Here is a 21,827-nt window from a genome sequence, read left to right as displayed (position 1 = left end):
CGCACATTCCCAGCCTCGCCAGCGAGGCCAACGCGCAAGGTATGGGCGGACGTTGAGGTCTGGAGGGTGTCCAATGGCGGTCGGCATCCGGCAAGATTGCACAGCACTGGCAAGGTCGAAGTCGGGTTATTCACGACCTTCCAGGGAAAGATCTCGAGTGCATCTCAGTGAGTCGGAGGGGGCTGCTCATGAGCGGTACACCACGGTCGCGTCACGACAGAGCCGGGGCCGCCGCCCGAGCGCGGCTCCAATCGCTTCAGCGACGATCCCCCTGATCCCCTCGCCTCGCTGCTAGCCAAGGTCAACAAGGGGGAACACATTTCGACTCCTGGAGACAACGCGGCCGGCGAAGACCGCGACCCCCATGACGAGGAATGGCGGGAACATGATCGCCACGGCCCCTATGCGCAGGGGCGTCGCCGGAGGAACTAACGCACAGGGCGGAGTCCCCGTCTGCGGCAGCGCAGGCGGGGACTTGGCGTGAGGGCTGCTTACGCGGGCTGGGAGCGGGGCGGCTTGCAATTCGATGAGTAGACGGCGCGCGCCGGGCGACAGCTCGCCCCCGTACCGGCACATGTGGCCCGACCGTCTCAACGCGGTGGCCGACGCTCTCGACGTGAAGCGTCAGTTCATGCCCTCGCGACGGAGGAACTCGTCCCGTTCGCCGGGCTGCTGCGCGGGCTGCTCGATCAGTGTGCAATCGAAGTGGCGGCCCGCGCTGGCCATCTCCTGGAGGGTGTACACAATGTGTACGGCCCCGCCCGGGCAGTCCCAGACGGTCTGTCACGAAACGCCCTCTGAATAGGCGTTTCCCTTGGTACCCCCGGCAGGATTCGAACCTGCGACCCCGCTATAGGAGTTCGTTCCGAGCCCACTTCGGCTGAGGTCGGTGACTGGTACGACGGCCGGTCAGAGACGCTGATGTCCGCCCCCGTCCAGCGTCGTTGATGTCAGCCGTGGATGTCAGAGGCACCCGGGGTTCGTAGCTCGGTGTGGACCCGGCACCTGGTCGTCGAAGTCGACACGGAGCGCTCGCGGTCTGTGGCCTTCGTGGTGTATGCGGTCGTGGCGCTGCTGCGTTGCCGAACAGATGGCCTTGATCGCTCTTCCCCGATGCGTCGCGATTTCGTAGGGTCCGATCATTCGAGACTGGCTCTGGGGGGCGTGTGGCTGTTCCTGTGGCTCGGAGTCGTGTTCTGCGCGTGATCCGCGGCGTGGGTTCGTTCTTGAAGGAACTTCTGGGGGAGCTCGTCGGGGAGGTGGTGCTGATGGTTATTGCCTGCCTCGCCGTGGCCGGTCTCGCTCTGGCGTTCGTCTGGGGGTGGGAGCACAGCCCGCTCGTCACCGGCGGTGTAGGTGGTGCCCTACTGGCCTTCCTCGTCTATGGCGGCTGGGAGCTGCTTCGCCCCTCAAGGCCAGGGCGGCGCGGGCGACTGGCCGGCGCGGCGGCCGCTACGTTTGCCGTGGCGGCCGTATTCATCACCTACGCCTGGTCCTGCAATTGCTCCTGAGCGATCAGGGTAGAGACAAGCCTGACTGTCGTCGCGACGGATGGGCGCGGACCTCTTCGTCCCGAAGCAACTTGGGTGGGTGCGCTGCCTGGTGCTGGTGTGGCTCTCGCCTGCGTTGATGGTCCGCAGACGTTCGCGCTTGTTCGCCGTTGTTCGTCGGCGTTGTCACGCAGCTAGACACTCACCGCTGGTGCGTCCCGTCAGCGCAATACTTGGCAGAGGACCACCTGATCCGTAGCTCCGGGCGGGCATCAGGGCGCCTATACGCCAGGATGCGGGGCAGCACCTCGCGCATGCGTGCCACGTCCGCCGCTGGCGCCCGAAGGCCGGTCGCTGGGGTCCGCTCCGGTTCGCCCTCGTCCGCCACTGTTGGTGTCAGACACTGGTGTTGTCGGTGGTCGGGGCGGTACTTGACGACAAGCTTGTGGGCCTCCTCAGTCGGTGACCCGGTACCAGATAGCCTGTTCGCCGGTCGCGTCCTCAAGCTGGCGTGCGATCTCGGATGCAACCGAGTCCGCCCGCTCAAGGGAGTCGGAGCCTTCGATGGCGACGTACCAGGCCCCAAGAAGCTCCCAGGAAACGCTGACGGTGGCGCCCCCGACGCGGAGAACGAGCACACTGCTGTCGTCCACGACCTCGTATTGAAAAGACTTCGGTGCGAGATAGCTGGAGAGCTTGCCGACGGGTATGACGGGCCAGTCAGCACCGCTCTGCGTACTGATCGTGTACTCGGGCATGGCGCCGCAATCTTCGCCCACCAGTCGGCCTACCCGTCTCTGTTTAGATGATCGACGGGGCCTGCTCAAACCTCAGCCGACGACAGCCAGCCACGACGGCGGGTGCGCCGGCCGATCAGGCGCGCGTGTGCCTCGCTGCGCCCCCACCGACCTCCGCCACGCTGCCGCTGTCGTCGACCAGAGTAAGCCGCGACGGCCGTACCGTAACGACGGTGCATGAGCCCTCAGCTTGGGAAGCTGCGGGTGTTTGGGGGCGGTTTGTGCGCTGATCTGGGTGAACTGTCGGGCTGGAGCTTCGTCGGGCCTACTGGCTATCACCGTGATTTCCCGCTGTTCCCCGCTGGATCTGGTGCGTTTGTGGTGCAGGCCGCACGGTGTCGAGACCACTGCTGGCCGCGTACATGAACCAGGAGGCGTACGGGCCGGAACGGTGACGTACGCGCCGTGGCGGCTGGGGACGACGATCAGGCGCAGCAGCTCCCCGACGACGGCCTGACTGCCAGCCGGCTCGGTGTCGACGACCGCCAGGCCGTCACTGGCTGAGTGCCTCCAGTACGTCTAGGGCTCAGAGGTATCGCTGTGTGCTGATGTCCAGGCTCATTGATGTCAGCTGCGGATGTCAGACGTCGCAAGCCTTACTGGCCGTCGAGCGACGACAGCATGGTGCTCAAGAGCCACGCGGCACCGTTCGCTTGCTCACCATCACCGTGGGCTGCTTCCACCATCGCCATCAGCGCAGCACCCGTGCTGGGGCCGAGGCGGTACACGAGAACCACCCGATCTTGGCGCTTCGGTATCTCGAAGGGAACGTGGCCAAACCCACCCGCCCGTAGGCCAGCAGAGATTTCTGCTACCACGTTCTTCTTCGCACGGGCTGCCCCCACAGCGTTGCGAAGAGTCTTGACGCTGATAGCTGCATAGCCTCTGCCGTCGTCCACGGCCTTCTTAACCTCACTGAGGTCCAACGTTCCCTCCCCTTTAGCGGGCTGTGACCCTACCCGGCGCATCGTGGCCTCATTCGTCTCTGGGTGACTGAGTGTTGGCCGGCCGGGGATGTGGTGAGGGAACGGCTCCGGAGGCCCCTTGGGTTCTGGGTGCCGCAGCAGGTCACGGCCCTGCACGCGGCAGATCAAGCGGGACGAGTCCACGGCCGCGGCTGGCTGAGCACCGCTTAGGAGTTCGATCACTCTGAGGCGCGGCCTACCGAAACGGGGCTAGGTGGTCGCTCTACGATCCGGCTGCGACCGCTTCGGTGCGTCATTGTTCGGTGCGGTTGATGTCAACTGGTGATGTCAGCCCGACGGTCTATGCGCTGATAGACAACTCCTGGGCCCGCTGGCGGGCTTGAGCCCTCAGCCCCGTAAGGCGGCCGTGGAACGCGTTGTGGCGGTTCTGATCCAGGTTCAGCGGCAGGTCGAGCTGAGAGATGAGCTCCGACTCCATGGTCCATGGCTCGTCATGCTCGATCCAACACACTCGGGCGCTCTCCGCCATCCACTGGCTGAGGGTGGCTTCCCCTGCCTTACTGAAGGTCATGCGCTTGCCGCTGCCCACTCGGCGCAGCTCAAGTCCGAGTAGGCAGCCGAGAGTGAGCCGCAGCGTCGAGCCGGCCGCGTTGCCCCGGTAGTGGTACCGCACGCGCTTGCGCAGGTTTTGCGTACTCGTCCGGTTCGCCATGTACCGCGGCGCTATGCCGACGTAGAGCAAGCGTCCGGTCACCAAGTCTGGGTGGGGCGCCTGCTTGAAGTGCCGCCCGTAGACCCCCGCTGTGGTCGGCACGGGACTCGGCCGGCCCACGACCTCTTGTGCTGTCCAGAGTCGGTCCGGGCGGGTGAGGGTCGTAGCATCCATGGATCCTCCGGGACAGGGCTGGGCAAGCGCGCTGCGGGGCAGACTACTTGGCGACCAGACAGAGGAGCCATTGCGCACCTTTCATTGACGGCTATCCAGCCCATTAGGGGGACATGTGAGCTTGGCGGTGCAACTTCCGGCCCTGATAGGCGTAGTGATTGGAGGTGTTGTTTCTTTTGCTGGCAGCGCTCTATCCGAACGCTTTCGGTGGAAGCGTGATGTGCAGCGGGAGTGGAGTCAGCGTCGGTTTGAGGCGTACCGGGAGTTGATACATGTAGCGCATGTCCAGGTTGGGGCTGCACGTTCGCTTGCCACGACAAGGAACCTCCTCGAAGGTCCCCCACCCGTCTCTGTTGAAGATGGGGTCAAAGAGATAGCCGACTCTGATAGGCGATTGGCGCTCGCATACGAAACAGTGCAAATGCTGGGCGATGAGCAAGTCGGTAGAGCTGCACATGCGTTCCGCTCGACCATTTGGCAGCTGAGCGACTATGCCCGTGGAGTGATTGACGCAGACGCAAGGGAGTGGGAAAAAGCGTACAGAAGGTATCGGATGTCGCGCGACAATTTTCATGCGGCTATTCGTCACGATCTCGGGATAGCTGGCCGAGGTTATCAGCGAAATACAGTAAGCCTTTCCTCTCGACCTCCCGTGATAGGGGCCCCGTGACATGTGTGGTCTCTCATCGTTGATCAGTTACTTCTGAAACTCCCTACCCGGAAGCACCGATTTAGGAGAGCGGCGGGGGAATCGTGCCGCCGAGCTGGGGCTTCGATACCTGGCCAGGTTGCCGAGAGCTCGACCGCGAGACACCCTCGTTAACCGTGGCTGACCCTTGCATCTGGCACGACAGTGGCACGAACTTCAGCCGACGACAGTCAGCCACGAGGGCGGATGCGTCGACTGATCACGCACGCGTATGTCTCGCTGCACCCCCACCGGCCTCCGCCACGCTGCCATGCCGTCGACTAGAGCAAGCCCTGCCGGCCGAACCGTGACGACGATGCCTGAGCCCTCAGCTTGGGAAGCTGGGGGCATCTGGCGCCTGTTGCTGGACTGACCTGCGGCGGAGCAGTGTCGGCGCCTACCGGGACGGTCGACTGGTTCCTCACACGATCTGGCACGCGCCTGGCACGACCGCTTCGTCATGAACTCTCGGCCTGACAGCCCTTGAGGGCTGATGGGCATGTCAGCCAACGTCAGAGGGTGGCTCAGGTCAGTTGGTTGGTTGAGGGCTGCTCTATGCCTACGTCCAGAAGTTCGTAGCTGATTCATTCCTCTTCTGTGTTGCGGCGTCAGCCTTAAACTCTGCGGCTTCGATATCAGTCGCAAGTTCGACACTCACCTCGTCCCAGCGAAAAGGAATGCCATCTCTAGGCGGATCGAAAATTTCCCACTGCTTGTCCAAATAGGCTTGAAAGTATTTTGCCCGCTGGATTCGATCTTTGATGCCGTGAACGTCCCTTACATTCCGTCGCACACTTGGATCGACGATGGGGGTATCTACGATCATGGCATCCACGTAACTGAATGAGTGTGCGAGCTTACGGTGCAGATAACTTCCGACACTTGTAGGACGATACGAGCCTCCGTCCACGGAACCGGAAAAGACTAGCAGGTTATTTTTCACGCCCCTGTCCAGTTGTGCGCCGACTTGCTCCTGAGAGAACCCGGAACTCTGACCGAATGAGTAGATGCTTGCTGCTGATACTAGGCCCTCGCTGCCGGCACTTTCTGCGACCCTTTGAGAATGGGCGAGGATATTGGGCAGCAGAAAGTGTTTACGACCATCAGGGGGTCGAACTGTTCCCGCTGGGCCGCAGGTTCTCCGCGCTGGCCGACAACCCCGACACCGCCGCCGAACTGCTCGATGCGCTCGTGGCCCGGATGGCGGACGTCTATCAGCTCATCCGTGCCCAGCAGCGGATCACCGTCGACGTGCCGGACGCGGAGATCGCCGCCGACATCTGGGATCTGCCCGACGGATTGCGTCCGACCCCGGTCGTCGTCCTGGTCGACGAGGTTGCCGAACTCGCCCTGTACGTCAGCAAGGAGGAGGAGAAGCGGCGTGACCGGATCATCACCGCGCTGGTCCGCCTCGCCCAGCTCGGCCGCGCCGCCGGCATCTACCTGGAGATCTGCGGACAGCGCTTCGGCTCCGAACTCGGCAAGGGCATCACCATGCTCCGCGCCCAGCTCACCGGCCGTACCGCCCACCGCGTCAACGACGAGACCTCCGCCAACATGGCCTTCGGCGACATCTCCCCGGACGCCGTCCTCGCCGCTATCCAGATCCCGGCCGAGATGCGGGGGATCGCCATCGCGGGCGACTCCTCCGGAGGCTGGTACCGGATCCGTGCCCCGCACACCTCGCTCCGCCAGGCCGTGAACATCTGTAATCGGCACGCCGACCGGGCCCCCAACCTGCCTGAGCTGGCGCCATTCCGGCCTGCCCTCTCGGGAGCCGCCGCCGCCCCCGTGCCGTCGGCCAAGCCTTCTCCGGCCACCGCCTGATCTCTCACTCGTCCCATCGGTCGGCGGGACCGTCTTCGCGCCAAGTCCCTACCCCTGCCATGCCCGATGAAGGGAGAACCCGCGTCATGTGCCCCGACTGCGAGGACTTCGCCCGCACCGTCCTGCTCCTGGGCCAACTCGCCCTCTACGCCGACACCACCGGCGCCGACCTCGACTTCGTCGACGCCGTCAGCCCCTCTCTGGCCGCCTCGCTCCCCGAGCCGCCGACCGGTGAGGAGTCCTGATGGCTGCCCGTCACGGCCTGCGCGTCGACGCCGTCCTGGTTCAAGCCGTCATCGCCGGCGCCCTGTCCTTCGCCCACCTGCACGACCTGGCCGCCGCTGCGGGACAGAACGGCTGGAAGGCCTGGGCCTACCCGGTCAGTGTCGATCTGCTCCTGGTCGCGGCCTGGCGGCGACTGCGTAATGAGGGTCCGTCCCGGCTGGCCTGGTGCTGGTTCCTCATCGCCCTCTTCGCCTCGCTCGGCGCCAATGTCGCCACCGCCGGGTTTCTCGACCTGGCCGACCCGCCCGCCCTGCTCCGTCTCGGCATCGCCGGGTGGCCCGCGGTCGCGTTCCTCGGTGGAACGCTCCTCGCTCACTCGTCGGCTGCGGAGCCGGAGCCGGTTCCGCCGGCACCCGTCGCGGACACACCCGACGCCGATCCCCGGCTACCGGAAGCAACCGTTCCCGAGCCTGACGCGCTCCAGGACCCGGCCCTGGTCTCGGACCCAGCCCCAGCCCTGGTCTCGACTCCCGCCTCGACCCCCGCGCCGGCGGTCCCCGCCGTCCTCGTCGACCACGCCCGCAAGGTCGCTGACGAGTACCGCGCCCGCACCGGCGCTCCGATCGACACCGACACCCTGCGTTCCCGCCTCGGCGTCCCGCCCTACCTCGCCAACGCCATCGCCGCCCACCTCGCCTGACCAGGAAGGAGACACCTCGATGATGCCCGCCCGCGACAACTTCCACTCCGTGATGCGGATCGGCCCCGTGCAGATCGGCACCCACCGCGACCGCAACGGCCGGACCGTGCACGCCGCCGTCTACACCGCCGACCGCTGCGGCTGGTCCGCCGACTACTCCAGCCAGACCGCCGCCCAGCTCGCCGCCCGCACCCACCGCTGCCGCGTCCGCTAGGAGGCCCACGTGCAGGTCCCGCTCTGGCTCGCGCTCCTCACCGTCGGCTACCTCGGCGTGAAGCTCATCCGCCCGCCCTGGTGGCTCATCGCCGTACTGCTCCTCGGCGGATTCCTCCTGGCCGACAGCGTCTTGGCCCCCGTCATCGACAACGCCGTCAAGTAGCCGTGAAAGGTGAACCGCCCATGTTGCGTCCCAAGATCCCGACCATGCCCCAGCCCACCGGCCTGACGGCCCCGCCCGCCGTCATCGAGCCGACCACCATCACCCCGGTCCCGCCGCCGGTGCCCGTCGTCCCGGCCCCGTCCCGCCCGGTCGTCCAGCTCACTCCCAGCACCATGCTCGCGCTCGTCGGCGCCGGCACGGCCGCGGTCCTGGTCCTCGGTGCCGTCCTGGTCTCTCTGCTTCTGGCGGTCGCCGTCACCGGCGCGTCCGTCGCCGTCTGCGCCGTCGTACTGCGCTCCGTGCTCGCCTCCGAAGCCAAACGACGCTGACCGGCCCCCGGGCGGCCCTGATACCGCCAAGCATCCGCCGCCCGGGAGCCGTCCCCACCGATCAATCTCGTAACCGGAAGGAACCTCCAGCATGGCCCACCGGGCCTCACCAGCGACACCCAAGGTGACCACGTCCGCCCACCCACTCGACCCGATCACCCTCGGAGACGTCCTCCGGGTGGCCTCGGCCTCCGACTACACCCGCTGGGAAGACCAGATCCGCCGCACCGGCGGCTGCTCCGACCCGATCCACTTGACCGGCTGGACGCTCACGAAGGACAAAACAACCGGCGAGACGCTGCACCACTACTCCACCGAGAACGAGCCGGGCGGACGCCTCCGCCTTGCCTGCGGCAACCGCCGTGCCTCCCGCTGCCCGTCCTGCGCCTGGACCTACGCGGGCGACACCTACCACCTCATCCGTGCGGGCCTCGCCGGGGACGACCGCCGGGACATCCCTGCCGACGTCCGCGACCACCCGCGCGTCTTCGCCACCCTCACGGCCCCCTCGTTCGGGCCGGTCCACAACCGGCCCAATCACGGCGGCCTCTGCCGCTGCGGTGACCGGCACGCGTCCGACGCCCCGGAGCTGGGCACCGCCCTCGACCCGGAGGCCTACGACTACGCGGGCGCCGTCCTGTTCAACAACCACGCCGGACAACTCTGGCAGCGCTTCACCACCCGGCTCCGCCGCGAACTCGCCGCCCGCGGCGGCCTGGCCCGCCGGGAACTCGCCGGCCACCTGCGCGTCTCGTACGGCAAGGTGGCAGAGTTCCAGAAGCGCGGCGCCCTGCACTTCCACGCCGTCGTACGTCTCGACGGCCCCGGCACACCGCCGCCCGTCTGGGCCACGGTCGACGTGCTCACCGACGCGCTCCGGGCCGCCGCCGCGCACTCGTACACGTCCGTCTCGGTTCCGGCCGCCGACGACCAGCCTGCCCGGACGTTCCGATGGGGCCGACAGCTCGACGTCCGCCCGGTCAAGGCCTTCGCGGACGGCTCCGACATCACCGAACAGGCCGTCGCGTCGTACGTGGCCAAGTACGCCACCAAGGCGGCAGAGAACACCGGCACCCTGGACCGCCGTATCGGTGAACTCGCCGAACTCGACCGCCACGGCGTCCCCGACCACACCCGGCGGCTCATCACCGCCTGCCGAGACCTCGACGCCCTGTACCCGGACCGACGGCTCTGGGCCTGGGCGCACATGCTCGGCTTCCGCGGGCACTTCTCGTCCAAGTCGCGCACCTACTCCACCACCCTCGGCGCCCTCCGCCAGAACGCGCCGACTTCCGCGCCGCGCAGGAGGCATCCGCCCTCGGTCTCGACGACCGCGAACCGGACACCGTCCTCGTCCTGACCGACTGGCAGTACGCCGGCCACGGCCACACCCCGGGTGAAGCCGCCCTCGCCGCGACCATCGCGCGCGACTTGCACGCCAACCGCGAGACCGCTCGCGAAGTCCTCCAGAGCGAAGGGAACACGGAATGACCACGGCCGTCCGGTCGCGCACGATGCTGACCCTCGCGGAGGTCTGCGAAGAACTGGGCGTCTCGCGCTCGACCTTCTACGACTGGCGGGCGAAGCGGCGTGCGCCACGTTGCATCAAGCTCCCGAACGGCGACCTCAGGATCCGGCGGAGCGATCTCGACCACTGGCTCGACGACCGTGAGGACGCCGCCTGATGGAGACCACGTACGACGTGAAGGTCTACAAGATCCTCACGTACAAGGGCGCCCGGAAGACCACCTACACCGTGCGTTGGGTCGTCGCGGGCAAGGCTTGGCGTGAACCCTTCGCCACCGTCTCACTCGCTGAGGGCTTCCGCTCCGAACTGATCCGGGCCACCGGTAAGGGTGAGGCCTTCGTCATCGCCACCGGGCTGCCGGTGTCCCACCGTTCCAAGTCGGCTTCGATGAGCTGGTACGCGTTCGCCGTCGAGTACGTGGACGCTCGTTGGACCCAGCTCGGCGGCAACAGCCGTAAAAACACCGCCAAGACTCTGACGGCGGTCACCATCGCGCTGCTGCGTGCCCAACCGACCCAGTTCGCCCCGGTTGCCGTCCGGACCGCGCTGCGCGAATGGGCGTTCAACGCGACCCGCCGTGCGGACGCCCCGCGAGACGTGGTGGCCATCCTCAGATGGGTGGAGCGCAACTCCCTGCCGGTCTCGGTCTGGGAGGAGGCAGAGAAGGTCGACGAGATTCTGAGACCCGTCGACACGCGCCTCGACGGCAAGCAGGCGGCGGCCTGGTCCAGGAAGCGCCACCGCCGGATCCTCAACGTCGTCATGAAGCACGCGATCCGGCGGCGCGTCCTGCGGACCAACCCGCTCCCCAAGGGGAAGGAGTCGACGGCCGTCGCCAAGACCAGCAACGCCGTCGACAAGCGGTCGTTGATGAACGCGGACCAGGCGGCGGCACTCCTCGACTGGATCCGGTGCCGGCCGCGTAGAGGACAGCGGCTGCACGCGTTCTTCGCCACGCTGTACTACTGCGCTCTGCGGCCGGAGGAGGCCGTAGCCATGCGTGTGCAGGACGTGACGCTTCCCGGTCCCGACGCGGGGGCCAGTGGTGCGAGCTGCTGATCCACACGGCGACTCCGGAGGTCGGCAAGCAGTGGACCGACACCGGCGAGATCCACGAGGAACGCGACCTGAAGGGCCGTGCCGAGGGCGAGACGCGCACCGTGCCGGGGCATTCCGCCCTGACGCGCACCCTGCGGCAGCACATCGCGGACGAACAGCTCAAGCCCGGTGATCTGCTGTTCCAGGGGGAGACGGGCGGCATTCTCGCGGGGTCGGTCATCCGCCGGGCGTGGCGCAGTGCGCGCAAGGCTGTCCTGCTCCCGCACGTTTTCGAGTCGCCCACCGGGAGGCGGGTGTACGACAACCGGCACACGCGCCTCACGAAGTGGCTCAACGACGGAATTCCACCCGCCCAGGTGGCGGAATGGGCCGGGAACAGCGTGCCGGTGCTGCTGGCCACCTACGCGCGATGCGTCGAGGGGCAGCCGCCTGACCTGAAAAGGCGCCTGGAGGCCGCCGGGGATCTTCCCGAGCTGCCCGACGGAGGCTGAGGCTTCTCACCGAGAAGCGCCGACAACTTCGACACGTATTCGACAGGGCCACCCGCGAAAACCCGGTGACAGCCGGACAGCCCCGGAACCTCCCCTTGATCGTCGGGGGAGTGTCCGGGGCTTCGTCGTGGCGAGTGAAACACGCCGTGACCAGCAAAAATGCCCTCCCAAAGGGAGGGCGGAGACTTGCGCCCCCGGCAGGACTCGAACCTGCGGCCAAGCGCTTAGAAGGCGCCTGCTCTATCCACTGAGCTACGGGGGCCGGGTGTGGTGGCCTCGTACCTGGTGCCCGGGTGTGGGCTGATCCGTGACGTTGCCGGGGACAAGGATAGGGCTCCCGGTTCCTTGTCCTGAGCGCTTCGCCTCCGTGGCTCAATGTGGAGGTTCGGTGAAGCGGTCCTGATAATCGCAGGCAGGTACGAATTGTGCACCGCTTTTGGCGCCTGGAGCGCCGGGTGTTGTGCACTCGTTATGCCTGCGCTGTGCCTCTGTCCCAGTCGCGCCTTGCGTCCCTTCTGTCCCATCGGCGCGCAGGCATGTCTATATGCTTCATAAATCCCCCGAAATTGGGCATTCTTCGCATGTGGTGACCTTGGACGTACGGCCTCAGCTGCTCGACGCACTCTCCGCCCTGCGCGACCGTGTCGCCGCCGCACGCTTTCCGCTGCCCCTGGCGGGGGCTCCACGCGCGCGTGCCAACCGCGACGAACTCCTCGCCCAGCTCGACGACTATCTGGTGCCCCGGCTGAGACAGCCCGAAGCACCTTTGCTGGCCGTGGTGGGCGGTTCCACCGGCGCCGGCAAGTCGACCCTCGTCAACTCCCTGGTGGGGCGGCGGGTCAGTGAGGCGGGCGTGTTGCGGCCGACGACCCGGACACCGGTGTTGGTGTGCCATCCGGAGGACCATCACTGGTTCAGCGGCATGCGCGTGCTGCCCGACCTCACGCGCGTGTGGGTGCCCCATCAGGAGCCCGCGGACGACCTGTTGCTGCCCGGGGAGGACGGCAGACGCCTCCTGCGCGTCGAGACCGCGGAGACCCTTCCGCCCGGCCTCGCCCTCCTGGACGCGCCCGACGTCGACTCCCTGGTCGCCGACAACCGCGTCCTGGCCGCCGAACTCATCTGCGCCGCCGACATCTGGGTCATGGTCACCACGGCGGCGCGGTACGCCGACGCCGTGCCCTGGCACCTCCTGCGCACCGCCAAGGAGTACAACGCGACGCTCGTGAGCGTCCTCGACCGCGTACCCCACCAGGTCGTCTCAGAGGTTTCCCGGCAGTACGGCGCCCTGCTCACCAAGGCCGGGCTGGGCCACGTACCGCGCTTCACCGTGCCCGAACTGCCGGAGTCCGCCTGGGGCGGAGGGCTGCTTCCGGCAACCGCCGTGGCACCACTGCGCGCCTGGCTCGTCCAACACGCGCAGGACCTCGCCGCCCGCCACGACGCGATGGCCCGCACGGCCTACGGCGTCCTCGACTCGCTCAAGTCCCGGATGCCCGAACTGGCCGGCGCCGCCGCCGCCCAGTACGCGGCCGCGCTGCGGCTCACCTCGGCCGTCGACGGGGCGTACGACAGTGAGTACGCGCGCGTGCGGGGCCGGTTGCAGAGCGGCGCCGTGCTCGCCGGTGACGCCCTCAAGCGCTGGCGGGCCTTCCCGCTGGACTGCACCGCCGGGGAACTGCTCGACGCCCTCGTGGAGAGCCTGGCCGCGTTGTTGCTCTGCGCCGTCACCGCGGCCGACGAACGCGTCGACGAGGCCTGGCGCCGCGAACCGGCCGCGGGCGCCCCGGAACTACTCGACCGCGACCACTCCCCGGAGTCCGCCGAACACCGCATCGGCATGGCCGTACGGCGCTGGCGGCGCGAGTTGGAGGAGTTCGCCGAGGACGAGGTGCGCGACCTCGAACGCGGCGCCGTACCCGATTCCGAAATCGTCGCGGCCCTCGTCGCCACCGTCCTGCTGGGCGGCCGCAGGGCCCGTTCGGCGGGCGAGGGGCTCGCCGAACGGATCGGCGCCCACGGCGCGCTGCGGCTGCGCGACCGGGGCGGACGCCTGCTCACCGAGCACCTCGACCGCGTCCTGCACAACGAACGCGAGCGTCGGCTCGCCCCGCTCGACGAACTCGACGTCCACGCCGAACCCCAGGCCGAACTCATCGCCGCGCTGTCCGTACTACAGAAGGAGAGGTGACCGGTGACCGCCGTCACGAACGAGGACCACACCGACCACACCGACCACACGGACCACGTGGAACACCTGGAACACCTCGATCACGGGGAGTGTGGGGGGCAGTCGGGGGCGGTGACCCACGGCGATCACCGGGGGCAGAGCGGCTTGCAGGACTCAGTGGACGTGGGAGGGCTGAAGGACCTCCGGGGCCTCGGGGATCCGCCCGGCGAGTCGGCTCTGCGTGCGGAGGGTGCGGAGGGCGTGGTGGAGGGCGCCGTGGAGGGGCGGCAGCCCGGTGAGAAGGAGCCCGAGGCGGGCGGCGAGGGAGAGAAGCAGGGGTCCGGCGAGAGCCCGGCGGATGCCGGGAGCGGCGACGGCGGAGACGGTTCCCCGGTCGGCCGGCAGGAGGACAGCCGGGTGGACGACCGGGGTGTGCAGGTGGGCGAGGCGGATCGCCTCGCGCGCGTGACCGACGTCAACGGTTCCGCTCGCCCGGCTGACGTCAACGGTTCCGCTCGCCCGGCTGATGTCAACGGTTCCGCACGCCCGGCTGATGTCAACGGTTCCGCTCGCCCGGATGACGCCGATCGTTCCGCTCGCGGGGCCGAAGGGGAACGTCCCACGCGCGTGGGTGAGGACGAGCGTCCCGCCCCTGTGGAGGGTGCCCTGTCCCCGTACAAGGCCGAAGGCGGCCGTCCCGGCAAGGTGGTGGAGGGCGGCTCCGCCACGCCCGTCGGCGAAGGCGAGCACCCGGCGCGTGCGCGCGCGACCGAGGAATCCTCGGGCGGCCGGTCGACGGCCGCGACCGACGAGTCCTCGGGCGGCCGGTCGAAGGCCGCAACCGAGCCGCACGCGCGCGTGCGAGAGGGCGACGCTTCTGCGCGCGTGCGAGAGGGCGACGTTCCCGCGCGCGTGCCGGAAAAGGGACGTCCGGCCCGCGTACCGGAGGGCGACGAGTCCTCCCGTGGCCGGGCGAAGGCCGCAACCGAGCCGCCGGCGCGCGTGCGAAAGGGCAATGCTCCCGCGCGCGTGCGGGACAAGAAGCGCCCCGCGCCTGTGCCGGGTACCGACCGCCCCGCCCGCCCACCGGTGGCCGAAGCTCCCGCACGCGGTCGCGACGGTCGCGGGAGGGACGGTGAGGGTCAGTCGGCGCAGGAGGACCCCGCGTCCGGTGAACCCTGGGGCGACGGTCTCATCGCGCGTCGCGTGAACGAGGCCACTGCCGCCGAGCAGGCCGCCGCGGCCCTGGAGGTTCGGTCCGGCGGGCCTCAGACCACGGCCCCGCTCGCCTACGACGGTGCCCTGCGCTCCCGGCTCGACGCGCTGCGGGAGCTGGTGGGGCTCTCCCGCACCCGGCTCGACAGCCGGACGCTCTCCGAGGCGGGGCGCGTTCTCGACGAGGCGGCGGCCCGGCGCAGGCTCTCCGGGCAGCACACCGTCGTCGCGATCGCCGGAGCCACCGGCAGCGGCAAGTCGCAGTTGTTCAACGCCCTCGCCGGGGTGACCATCTCGGAGACGGGCGTACGACGGCCGACCACCGCCTCGCCGATCGCCTGCAGTTGGAGTGACGGCGCCGCGAGCCTGATCGACCGGCTCGGCATCCCGGGCCGGCTGCGCCGCCGCCCGGTGCAGAGCGCGGACGCGGAGGCCCAGTTGCGCGGGCTCGTCCTGGTCGACCTGCCCGACCACGACTCGGCCGCCGTACAGCACCGTGAGCAGGTCGACCGTGTGCTGGCCCTCGTGGACGCCGTCATCTGGGTCGTCGACCCCGAGAAGTACGCCGACGCCATGCTCCACGAGCGCTACCTGCGGCCCATGGCGGGCCACGCGGAGGTCATGTTCGTCGTCCTCAACCAGGTCGACCGTCTGCCGGGCGAGGCCGCCGAGATGGTTCTCGACGACCTGCGGCGGCTGCTCGACGAGGACGGCGTCGCCCTCGGCGAGTACGGCGAACCGGGCGCGACCGTCCTCGCGCTGTCCGCGCTCACCGGCGACGGCGTGGGGGAGCTGCGGGAACTGCTCGGCCAGTTCGTCGCGGAGCGCGGTGCCGCGGCGCGGCGTATCGCGGCCGATGTGGACGCGGCCGGGTGGCGGCTGCGGTCCGTCTACGCGACGGAGCGGCGCACCGGCCTGAGCGAGGAGGCGCGGGACGATTTCGCCGCCCGGCTCGCGGACGCGGTGGGCGCCACCGCCGCGGGCGAGGCCGCCGAACGCGCCTGGCTGCGCAACGCCAACCGCGCGTGCGGGACGCCGTGGCTGAGGCTGTGGCGGTGGTACGAGGACCGCGGCGATCCCCCCACCGGTCGGCTGCCGGTCCGCTCGCAGGCCGACGAGGAGGCCACGGCGCGCCAGCGTGTGGAGCAGGCCGTGCGCACCGTGTCCGAGCGGGCCTCGGCGGGCCTGCCCGCGCCGTGGGCGCAGGCGGTGCGCGAGGCGGCCGTACGCGGTGCGCAGGGGCTGCCCGAGGCGCTGGACGAGCTGACCGCGCGGGCCGGGGTGCCGGAGGGTCGTCCACCGCGGCCGGGCTGGTGGCCGGTGGCCGTGCTGGCGCAGGCGTCCATGACGGTCCTTCAGATCCTCGGCGGGCTGTGGCTGGTCGGCCAGATCGCCGGAGTCATGTCGCCGAACCTGGGCGTGCCGGTGCTGCTGATGGTGGCCGGCATCATCGGCGGCCCGCTGGTGGAGTGGAGCTGCCGGCTGGCGGCCCGCGGCCCCGCACGCAGATACGGCCAGGACGCGGAACGGCGCCTTCGGGAGGCGGCCGCCGGGTGCGGCAGAGCGAGGGTCCTGGACCCCGTGGCCGCCGAGTTGCTGCGGTACCGGGAGGTACGGGAGCAGTACGGGCGGGTCATGGGCGCGCAGGTGCTGGCCAGGTGAGGGAGGGGCCTGTGGAGCGCGGGCCGTGGCGGTGATCCGGGGTCGGCGCGACGCGCATCCCCCGTCCGGGTGACGGCTTTTTCCACAGGCGGGTGGTGATCCACAGGGCGCGACGGGCTCGGCCCGGCGGAGGCAGTCTGGTTTCGCGGCGATCGCGGCGGACGCGGTCGTGGCGACGGTGGCGGTGAGCGGCTCGGGGCGGATGCCTCGCGGCCGGCACCGCCCCGGCAGACGCAGCCGTACGGGACGGGCCCGTACGCGTATCAGCCCGGCGTGGACGTCCGGGTGAGGGAGGGGTTCTCGATGAACGAGACGATGGTCTGTGCGGTGGGGAACGTGGCGACGCAGCCGGTGTACCGGGAGCTGTCGGCGGGGCCGTCGGCGAGGTTCCGGCTGGCGGTGACCTCGCGCTACTGGGACCGGGAGAAGAGCACCTGGACCGACGGCCACACCAACTTCTTCACGGTGTGGGCCAACCGGCAGCTGGCGACCAACGTCGCGGCGTCGCTGAACGTGGGCGAAGCCGTGATCGTCCAGGGCCGGCTGAAGGTGCGCGCGGAAGCGCGTGAGGGACAGAACCGGACGTCGGCCGACATCGACGCGGTGGCGATCGGCCATGACCTCGCCCGTGGCACCTCGCTCTTCCGTCGCGCGGCCAGGCCCGATACGGCCGCGGCGGCCGGCGTACCCACGCAGCCGGAGCCCGACTGGGAGACCCCGGCGGCGCATCCCGCGGAGCCGGAATCACCGCGGCGACGCGAGCCGGCTGCCGTGACGTGATGTCAGAGAGCGCGCCGTTCTGACGGGTCGACGGCTTATCGGCGGATTCGCCCTGGAAGGGCTGGTGGATTTGTCGATAAGCCCTGCTCGTGGGCGATCTTGGGATAACGATTCCGAGTCGGATCACCCATCGGGCGACCTGACCGGGAAGGCCGGTGCGCCCGCCTCTCTAGGATGCCGAACGTGGCTCACGGGGCTTCTGATTCTGCTGGTGGGACCCATCCCCCCACGACAACGGGTCCTGCTCGAAGGGGAATTACGTGATTTCTTCGTTCTCCGCGCCGTTCGCGCGCGGACGGGGCGCGGTCCGCCTCGCGGCGGGGACGCTGGTGTCCGGACTCGTCGCCGCCGGTGTCCTCGTCACCGCGGGCACGGCCGTCGCCGACACCCCGGCGCAGACGCAGGGTGGAGCGACGGCGACGATAGGCGGCCTCAAGACGTACGGCGCCGCAGTGTTCCACGACGAGAGCGGGGACCAGGAGGTCTCGGCCGGCCTGTTCGAGATGTCCGTCGACGGCGGTGGCACCCTCCACACCTACTGCGTCGACCTTCACAACCCCACGCAGAAGGACGCCAAGTACCAGGAGACCCCCTGGAGCGGCACCTCACTGGGCGTCAACAAGGACGCGGGCCGGATCCGTTGGATCCTCCAGAACTCCTATCCCCAGGTGAACAACCTGGCCGCGCTGGCCAAGAAGGCCGGGATCACCGGAGGCGGTCTCACCGAGCAGGACGCGGCGGCCGGCACCCAGGTGGCGATCTGGCGCTACTCGGACGGCGCGGACGTCGACGCCGTCGACCCACAGGCCGAACGGCTCGCGGACTACCTCCACAAGACCGCCCGCGCCGTGGCGGAACCCCGGGCCTCACTGACCCTCGACGGGTCCGCCGTCTCCGGCCACCCCGGCGAACTGCTCGGCCCGGTCACCGTACGGACCGGCGCGAGCGCCGTGACGGTGACACCGCCGCTCGACGCCGCGACCACCGGTGTACGGATCGTCGGCAAGGACGGCGAGCCCGTCACCTCCGCGCGGGACGGCAGCGAGCTGTTCTTCGACGTACCCGCCGGCACCGTCGCCGGGGCCGCCGAGCTGACCGTCCAGGCCTCCACCACCGTCCCCGTCGGCCGCGCCTTCACCTCCGGGAGCCGCAGCCAGACACAGATCCTGGCCGGCTCCAGCGAGTCGACCGTCTCCGCGACGGCGTCCGCGACCTGGGCCGAGACCGGCGCCGTCCCGGCCCTCTCCGCGGCGAAGAACTGCCCGAAGAACGGCGTCGACATCACCGCGTCCAACGAGGGCGACCAGGCCTTCACCTTCGAGCTGATGGGCGTGCGGCACAGCATCCCCGCCGGCACGTCCCGCACGGTGACGATCCCCCTCCAGGAGGATCAGGCCTACGACTTCACCATCACCGGTCCGCAAGGAACCCAGAGCCGCTTCACCGGCGTCCTCGACTGCCGGACCAGAGCCGACGAGACCGGCCTGACCACCCAGACGCTCGCCGAACCCAGCCCGGCCACGGTGGGCGGCACCGCCTCCTCGGGCACCGACCTCGCCGAGACCGGCGGCTCCGACGCCACCCCCCTGATCGCCGGTACCGCGATCGGCCTGGTCGTCATCGGCGGCACGGTCCTGCTGCTCGTGGGCCGCAAGGAGAACAGGACGCAGGGCTGAGGCAGCCGCCGCGGCACGCACCACGGGGAAGGGGGAGGCCCGCTCCCCCCCCGACCGACCGCCTGTGGCTCCTCGGCGTCCAGGGCGTCGGCCCGGCGCTCCTCGCCCTGCTCACCGTCGGCGGGATCAGGCTCATCACCCGCGGCCATCACCCCCGCGACGACGGAAACGAGTGACGTTCCTCGCCCTCGTCCCCTGCTGGGGGCAGAGTGGCCGTATGAACGCAGACGACAGGAACACCCTGGCCGGGGCGCGGGTGGCGACCAGGCTCCCGGCCCAGGACCTGGACCGGGCACGCCGCTTCTACGCCGAGCGGCTCGGCCTGCACCCCGTGGACGAACGCCCCGGTGGCCTGCTGTACCGATGCGAGGGCGGCGCGGAGTTCGTGCTGTTCCGGTCGATGGGAGCCTCGCCCGGCACGTTCACACAGATGGCCTTCGAGGTCGACGACATCGAGGCCGTGGTGACGGAGCTGAAGCGCCGCGGTGTGGTCTTCGAGGAGGTCGACGTACCCGGCTTCCGGACCGTCGACAACATCGCCGAGATCGACGGAAACTACCCGAGCAAGGGCGCCGGAGCCGAGCGCGGAGCCTGGTTCCACGACAGCGAGGGAAACCTGCTGGGCATCGGCCAACTTCTCACCTGACCCGGCCGCCCCCATCGGTCGAACTGCCGGCGGGTGTGGCGGGTGCGAGCCGGCCGTGCCGGAGCCGGCGCGAGCCACCGGGTTCCCAGCGGGTGTCCACGAGCGGCCGAGACCCATTCGGCACACCTCAGGGATTGGGCAGGTGATCGAGTGCGTGAGCAAGAGTCAGCGCGGCCAGTGACATTCCGTCCTCGATGCGCCCCTGGGCCACCCAATGCCACAGCTCTCGGACGGGGAGCCAGCGCACGGCAGCAACTTCTTGCACATCGACTGTTCGTCCGGTGGGTTCGTTGACCCGCGCGAGGATTACGGCAACCCTGGTCGCCAACATCCCTGAATCCGGTGTCATGAAGCCGAGGAGTTCGAATGCGGCGTCGCGTACGCCAATCTCTTCGTGGAGTTCCGTCCGGGCAGTGACGAGGGGATCGTGATTGTGGGAGAAACCGCGAGGCAATCCCCACTGCCAGGATTCCACAGGATAGCGATATGTCTGGACGAGCCCGACGTTAATCCCATGGACGGGCAATACCACGACGCCTGGACCGTCACCGCGATTGACGATTCTCAGGTACCGGCCAGGAGTGCCGTCCGGGAACTCCACCTCGTCATCGAAGACCTCGGCGAATCGATTGGCATAGGCGCGGACCTCGCGCTTTCGGCGGATGGGATCGAGGCGTCCAGGGTTGCTCAAGGCGGTTAGATCCTCACGTCGACGACTCTTCCGAGTGCATGGGTTCGGCGCCTTGTGCCCTGCCAGCGGCGGACGGATTGAACTCCCTTTTGGGCTACGACGGGAGCAACCGCCCCGAGGGCTATCGCCGGAAATTCGAGGATACGCGGAAATTGCCAGAGTGCGGCCGCGACCGCAGGTCCGGCGGCACCGCTGCCCGTGAGGAACACCTGAACTCCGGATTTTCCTACCAGACCGGCATCGCCCTGACCGCCGAGAACAGCGGCGACGTGGGCGAGATGAGCGTCAAGGGCCTTCCGGGCGGACGCGGAGTCCTCTGCCGCGGCCAACTTGTCCAGCCCTTTCCAGAAGGGCGACCGGGCCCGGCCGGAACCTCCCCGCTGAGCCCGAGCGTCCAGGAGAGCGGCGATGGCGTCCACCGCGCTGTCCCGCAGATTCGACAACTGGTCACGGGTCTGCTTCTCCGTGATGGCGGCTCGCGCATCGAGCCGCACTTCGAACAGCGGATGTTCCTCCGCCTCACCTGTCGCTGCGTCCTGGCGTGGCAGCCAGGCTGCCTGGTGCGCTCCGGAACGATATTGCGCGATCGCGAGCTCCTGCGCGATCGCGCGTGAGCTGAGAACCCTGTCCCCGACGGCTACGTCAGTGCTGAAGGTCGCGGGAGCAATCCCGATGGAATCAACCACGATCACGTTGTACAAGGTGTCGACGAACTCGATCACCAGATCGAGAGTGTGCCGGCTTCCGGCGATTTCCTCTGGCGTCCGGCGGCCCGGATCGTTGGGCCACGGGTCGCGGCTGCGGAGTCGACTGCGTTCGTTGAAAGCCTGCGGGCGCGTGGGATCGAGACGGCGAATCACGTTCACGATCTCTGCGTGCACCTCCCGGAAAGCCGCTGGAAGGGATTGCGCCGCTCGACCCATCGACGAATTCTCCTCGACGGTGGACGCGAGCAGTTGTCCCATTCCCAATGGGGAGGCTGGCGGACTTGCTTTGACTCGCGGGAGACCTCGGAATTCCGCTCGGACATCGTTCAGCGCCTGTGCCCGTTTGTCTCCTATCCAGTCGCTGTTGAGGAGGCGATCGAGGCTCTCGGCCTGCCAGCGAACGTCGCTGGGGTCGAGGCCGTATTCTTCCGGCTTGTGCAGTTCTGGTAGCAAGGAGCTGAGAAATGGGTGATTCTCGTCGAAGGCGCGGCTGAGCATGCTTGCCATGGCGTCTTCGAAGGAATCCGATCTGAAGAGATGGATCCGAAAAGGGTGTTCGTCGATCGCTGCCCTGTTGCGAATCTGGAGTACTGTGCGCGCGACGCTGAGAAATGCAGTGGAATCGAATGCGTAGGACTGGGGGACGACGACATCGCGGCCCAGTGCCAGCGTCATGAGTACTTCGACGAAGACCTGAAGCTCGTGGTCGTCCCGTTGTTCCCGCTCGGAGTCCGAGATGCCGGCCGGGCCTGGCCAGGGCATCCGCACGGAGTCGAGGGACTCCAGATACTGGAGATCGTGACCGCCTGAGAAAGCCATGTTCTCTCCGATATGCCAAATGGGTTCGGCCACTGCTGGACGCTACCGCCAGGCCGTGGAGTGTGTACATGACCACACCGCAGCGGGGCCGAAGAAGCGAAGCCCCTGCGGTCGCAGCCTCGCCGAAGCCGTGTGC

Annotated in this window: 21 protein-coding genes, 1 tRNA gene and 2 pseudogenes; 16 read left to right on the top strand and 8 right to left on the bottom strand. The window is 68.7% G+C overall.

Translation table 11 applies throughout. The annotated features are described in order from the left end of the window. Positions 1-1,214 precede the first annotated feature (1,214 nt). Entirely contained in the window at positions 1,215-1,511 is a 297-nt protein-coding gene (locus ACFWJX_RS15165; RefSeq protein ID WP_383242137.1) for a hypothetical protein, read from the top strand. 434 nt (positions 1,512-1,945) lie between these two features. On the opposite strand, the gene ACFWJX_RS15160 is transcribed toward ACFWJX_RS15165, so the two are convergent. From ACFWJX_RS15160 to ACFWJX_RS15145, 4 genes are all read right to left on the bottom strand, one after another. Further along, the gene (locus tag ACFWJX_RS15160; protein ID WP_383242134.1) at positions 1,946-2,248 is read right to left on the bottom strand and encodes a hypothetical protein; all 303 of its coding nucleotides are present in this window, start codon (positions 2,246-2,248) and stop codon (positions 1,946-1,948) included. A gap of 635 nt (positions 2,249-2,883) precedes the next feature. After that, entirely contained in the window at positions 2,884-3,213 is a 330-nt protein-coding gene (locus ACFWJX_RS15155; protein WP_383242131.1) for a hypothetical protein, read from the bottom strand. Positions 3,214-3,553: 340 nt separating this feature from the next. Beyond that, on the bottom strand, positions 3,554-3,967 hold the full coding sequence (locus ACFWJX_RS15150) for a GIY-YIG nuclease family protein (RefSeq protein ID WP_383242128.1): 414 nt from the start codon (positions 3,965-3,967) through the stop codon (positions 3,554-3,556). A 1,379-nt stretch (positions 3,968-5,346) separates the two neighbouring features. Beyond that, entirely contained in the window at positions 5,347-5,622 is a 276-nt protein-coding gene (locus tag ACFWJX_RS15145; protein WP_383242125.1) for a hypothetical protein, read from the bottom strand. A gap of 269 nt (positions 5,623-5,891) precedes the next feature. On the opposite strand from ACFWJX_RS15145, the pseudogene ACFWJX_RS15140 reads away from it, so the two are divergent. The 10 genes and pseudogenes from ACFWJX_RS15140 to ACFWJX_RS15095 form a co-directional block, all read left to right on the top strand. Beyond that, positions 5,892-6,614: pseudogene (locus ACFWJX_RS15140) on the top strand (FtsK/SpoIIIE domain-containing protein); the annotation flags it as partial. Between the two features lie 86 nt (positions 6,615-6,700). Continuing rightward, positions 6,701-6,859 (top strand): hypothetical protein, encoded by a 159-nt coding sequence (locus ACFWJX_RS15135; RefSeq protein WP_167396220.1) that lies wholly within the window; start codon positions 6,701-6,703, stop codon positions 6,857-6,859. Then, entirely contained in the window at positions 6,859-7,539 is a 681-nt protein-coding gene (locus tag ACFWJX_RS15130) for a DUF2637 domain-containing protein (protein WP_383242122.1), read from the top strand. The genes ACFWJX_RS15135 and ACFWJX_RS15130 overlap by 1 nt, the downstream gene beginning before the upstream one ends. Positions 7,540-7,561: 22 nt before the next feature. Then, positions 7,562-7,753: a mobile element transfer protein gene (locus ACFWJX_RS15125; RefSeq protein WP_383242964.1), complete on the top strand. Its 192-nt coding sequence runs from the start codon at positions 7,562-7,564 to the stop codon at positions 7,751-7,753. Between the two features lie 9 nt (positions 7,754-7,762). Further along, positions 7,763-7,918 (top strand): hypothetical protein, encoded by a 156-nt coding sequence (locus tag ACFWJX_RS15120; RefSeq protein ID WP_383242119.1) that lies wholly within the window; start codon positions 7,763-7,765, stop codon positions 7,916-7,918. 20 nt (positions 7,919-7,938) lie between these two features. Next, entirely contained in the window at positions 7,939-8,247 is a 309-nt protein-coding gene (locus tag ACFWJX_RS15115; protein WP_383242116.1) for a SpdD-like protein, read from the top strand. A gap of 91 nt (positions 8,248-8,338) precedes the next feature. Further along, positions 8,339-9,738: pseudogene (gene repSA, locus ACFWJX_RS15110) on the top strand (replication initiator protein RepSA). Beyond that, entirely contained in the window at positions 9,735-9,932 is a 198-nt protein-coding gene (locus ACFWJX_RS15105; RefSeq protein WP_257564444.1) for an AlpA family transcriptional regulator, read from the top strand. The pseudogene repSA and the gene ACFWJX_RS15105 overlap by 4 nt, the downstream one beginning before the upstream one ends. After that, on the top strand, positions 9,932-10,834 hold the full coding sequence (locus tag ACFWJX_RS15100) for a hypothetical protein (RefSeq protein WP_383242113.1): 903 nt from the start codon (positions 9,932-9,934) through the stop codon (positions 10,832-10,834). The genes ACFWJX_RS15105 and ACFWJX_RS15100 overlap by 1 nt, the downstream gene beginning before the upstream one ends. Before the next feature lie 101 nt (positions 10,835-10,935). Continuing rightward, positions 10,936-11,325, top strand: a complete 390-nt coding sequence (locus ACFWJX_RS15095; RefSeq protein ID WP_383242110.1) for a hypothetical protein — start codon at positions 10,936-10,938, stop codon at positions 11,323-11,325. A 189-nt stretch (positions 11,326-11,514) separates the two neighbouring features. On the opposite strand, the gene ACFWJX_RS15090 is transcribed toward ACFWJX_RS15095, so the two are convergent. Next, positions 11,515-11,587: transfer RNA gene (locus ACFWJX_RS15090), tRNA-Arg, on the bottom strand. Between the two features lie 321 nt (positions 11,588-11,908). Here ACFWJX_RS15090 and ACFWJX_RS15085 point away from each other — a divergent pair. Beyond that, complete coding sequence (locus tag ACFWJX_RS15085) at positions 11,909-13,516, top strand: dynamin family protein (protein WP_383242107.1); 1,608 nt, start codon at positions 11,909-11,911, stop codon at positions 13,514-13,516. A gap of 153 nt (positions 13,517-13,669) precedes the next feature. On the opposite strand, the gene ACFWJX_RS15080 is transcribed toward ACFWJX_RS15085, so the two are convergent. Then, a complete protein-coding gene (locus ACFWJX_RS15080) occupies positions 13,670-14,245 on the bottom strand; it encodes a hypothetical protein (protein WP_383242104.1) in 576 nt (191 codons plus the stop codon). A gap of 456 nt (positions 14,246-14,701) precedes the next feature. Between ACFWJX_RS15080 and ACFWJX_RS15075 the strand changes: the two genes are divergently transcribed. The 4 genes from ACFWJX_RS15075 (at position 14,702) to ACFWJX_RS15060 (ending at position 19,474) form a co-directional block, all read left to right on the top strand. Further along, positions 14,702-16,372, top strand: coding sequence for a GTPase (locus ACFWJX_RS15075; RefSeq protein ID WP_383242101.1), 1,671 nt, complete (start codon positions 14,702-14,704; stop codon positions 16,370-16,372). Positions 16,373-16,675: 303 nt separating this feature from the next. Continuing rightward, positions 16,676-17,152, top strand: coding sequence for a single-stranded DNA-binding protein (locus tag ACFWJX_RS15070; protein WP_383242098.1), 477 nt, complete (start codon positions 16,676-16,678; stop codon positions 17,150-17,152). A gap of 260 nt (positions 17,153-17,412) precedes the next feature. Beyond that, positions 17,413-18,828: a TQXA domain-containing protein gene (locus ACFWJX_RS15065; RefSeq protein ID WP_383242095.1), complete on the top strand. Its 1,416-nt coding sequence runs from the start codon at positions 17,413-17,415 to the stop codon at positions 18,826-18,828. A 217-nt stretch (positions 18,829-19,045) separates the two neighbouring features. Further along, on the top strand, positions 19,046-19,474 hold the full coding sequence (locus tag ACFWJX_RS15060) for a VOC family protein (protein WP_383242092.1): 429 nt from the start codon (positions 19,046-19,048) through the stop codon (positions 19,472-19,474). 127 nt (positions 19,475-19,601) lie between these two features. Here the strand turns inward: ACFWJX_RS15060 and ACFWJX_RS15055 are convergent, their stop codons facing one another. Together ACFWJX_RS15055 and ACFWJX_RS15050 are read right to left on the bottom strand one after the other, a co-directional pair. Beyond that, on the bottom strand, positions 19,602-20,165 hold the full coding sequence (locus tag ACFWJX_RS15055; protein ID WP_383242089.1) for an NUDIX hydrolase: 564 nt from the start codon (positions 20,163-20,165) through the stop codon (positions 19,602-19,604). A gap of 5 nt (positions 20,166-20,170) precedes the next feature. Next, on the bottom strand, positions 20,171-21,724 hold the full coding sequence (locus ACFWJX_RS15050) for a hypothetical protein (RefSeq protein WP_383242086.1): 1,554 nt from the start codon (positions 21,722-21,724) through the stop codon (positions 20,171-20,173). Between the last annotated feature and the right edge of the window lie 103 nt (positions 21,725-21,827).

Source organism: Streptomyces sp. NPDC058335 (assembly GCF_042723915.1).
Classification (GTDB): domain Bacteria; phylum Actinomycetota; class Actinomycetes; order Streptomycetales; family Streptomycetaceae; genus Streptomyces.
This window is presented reverse-complemented; position numbering and strand designations above follow the sequence as displayed.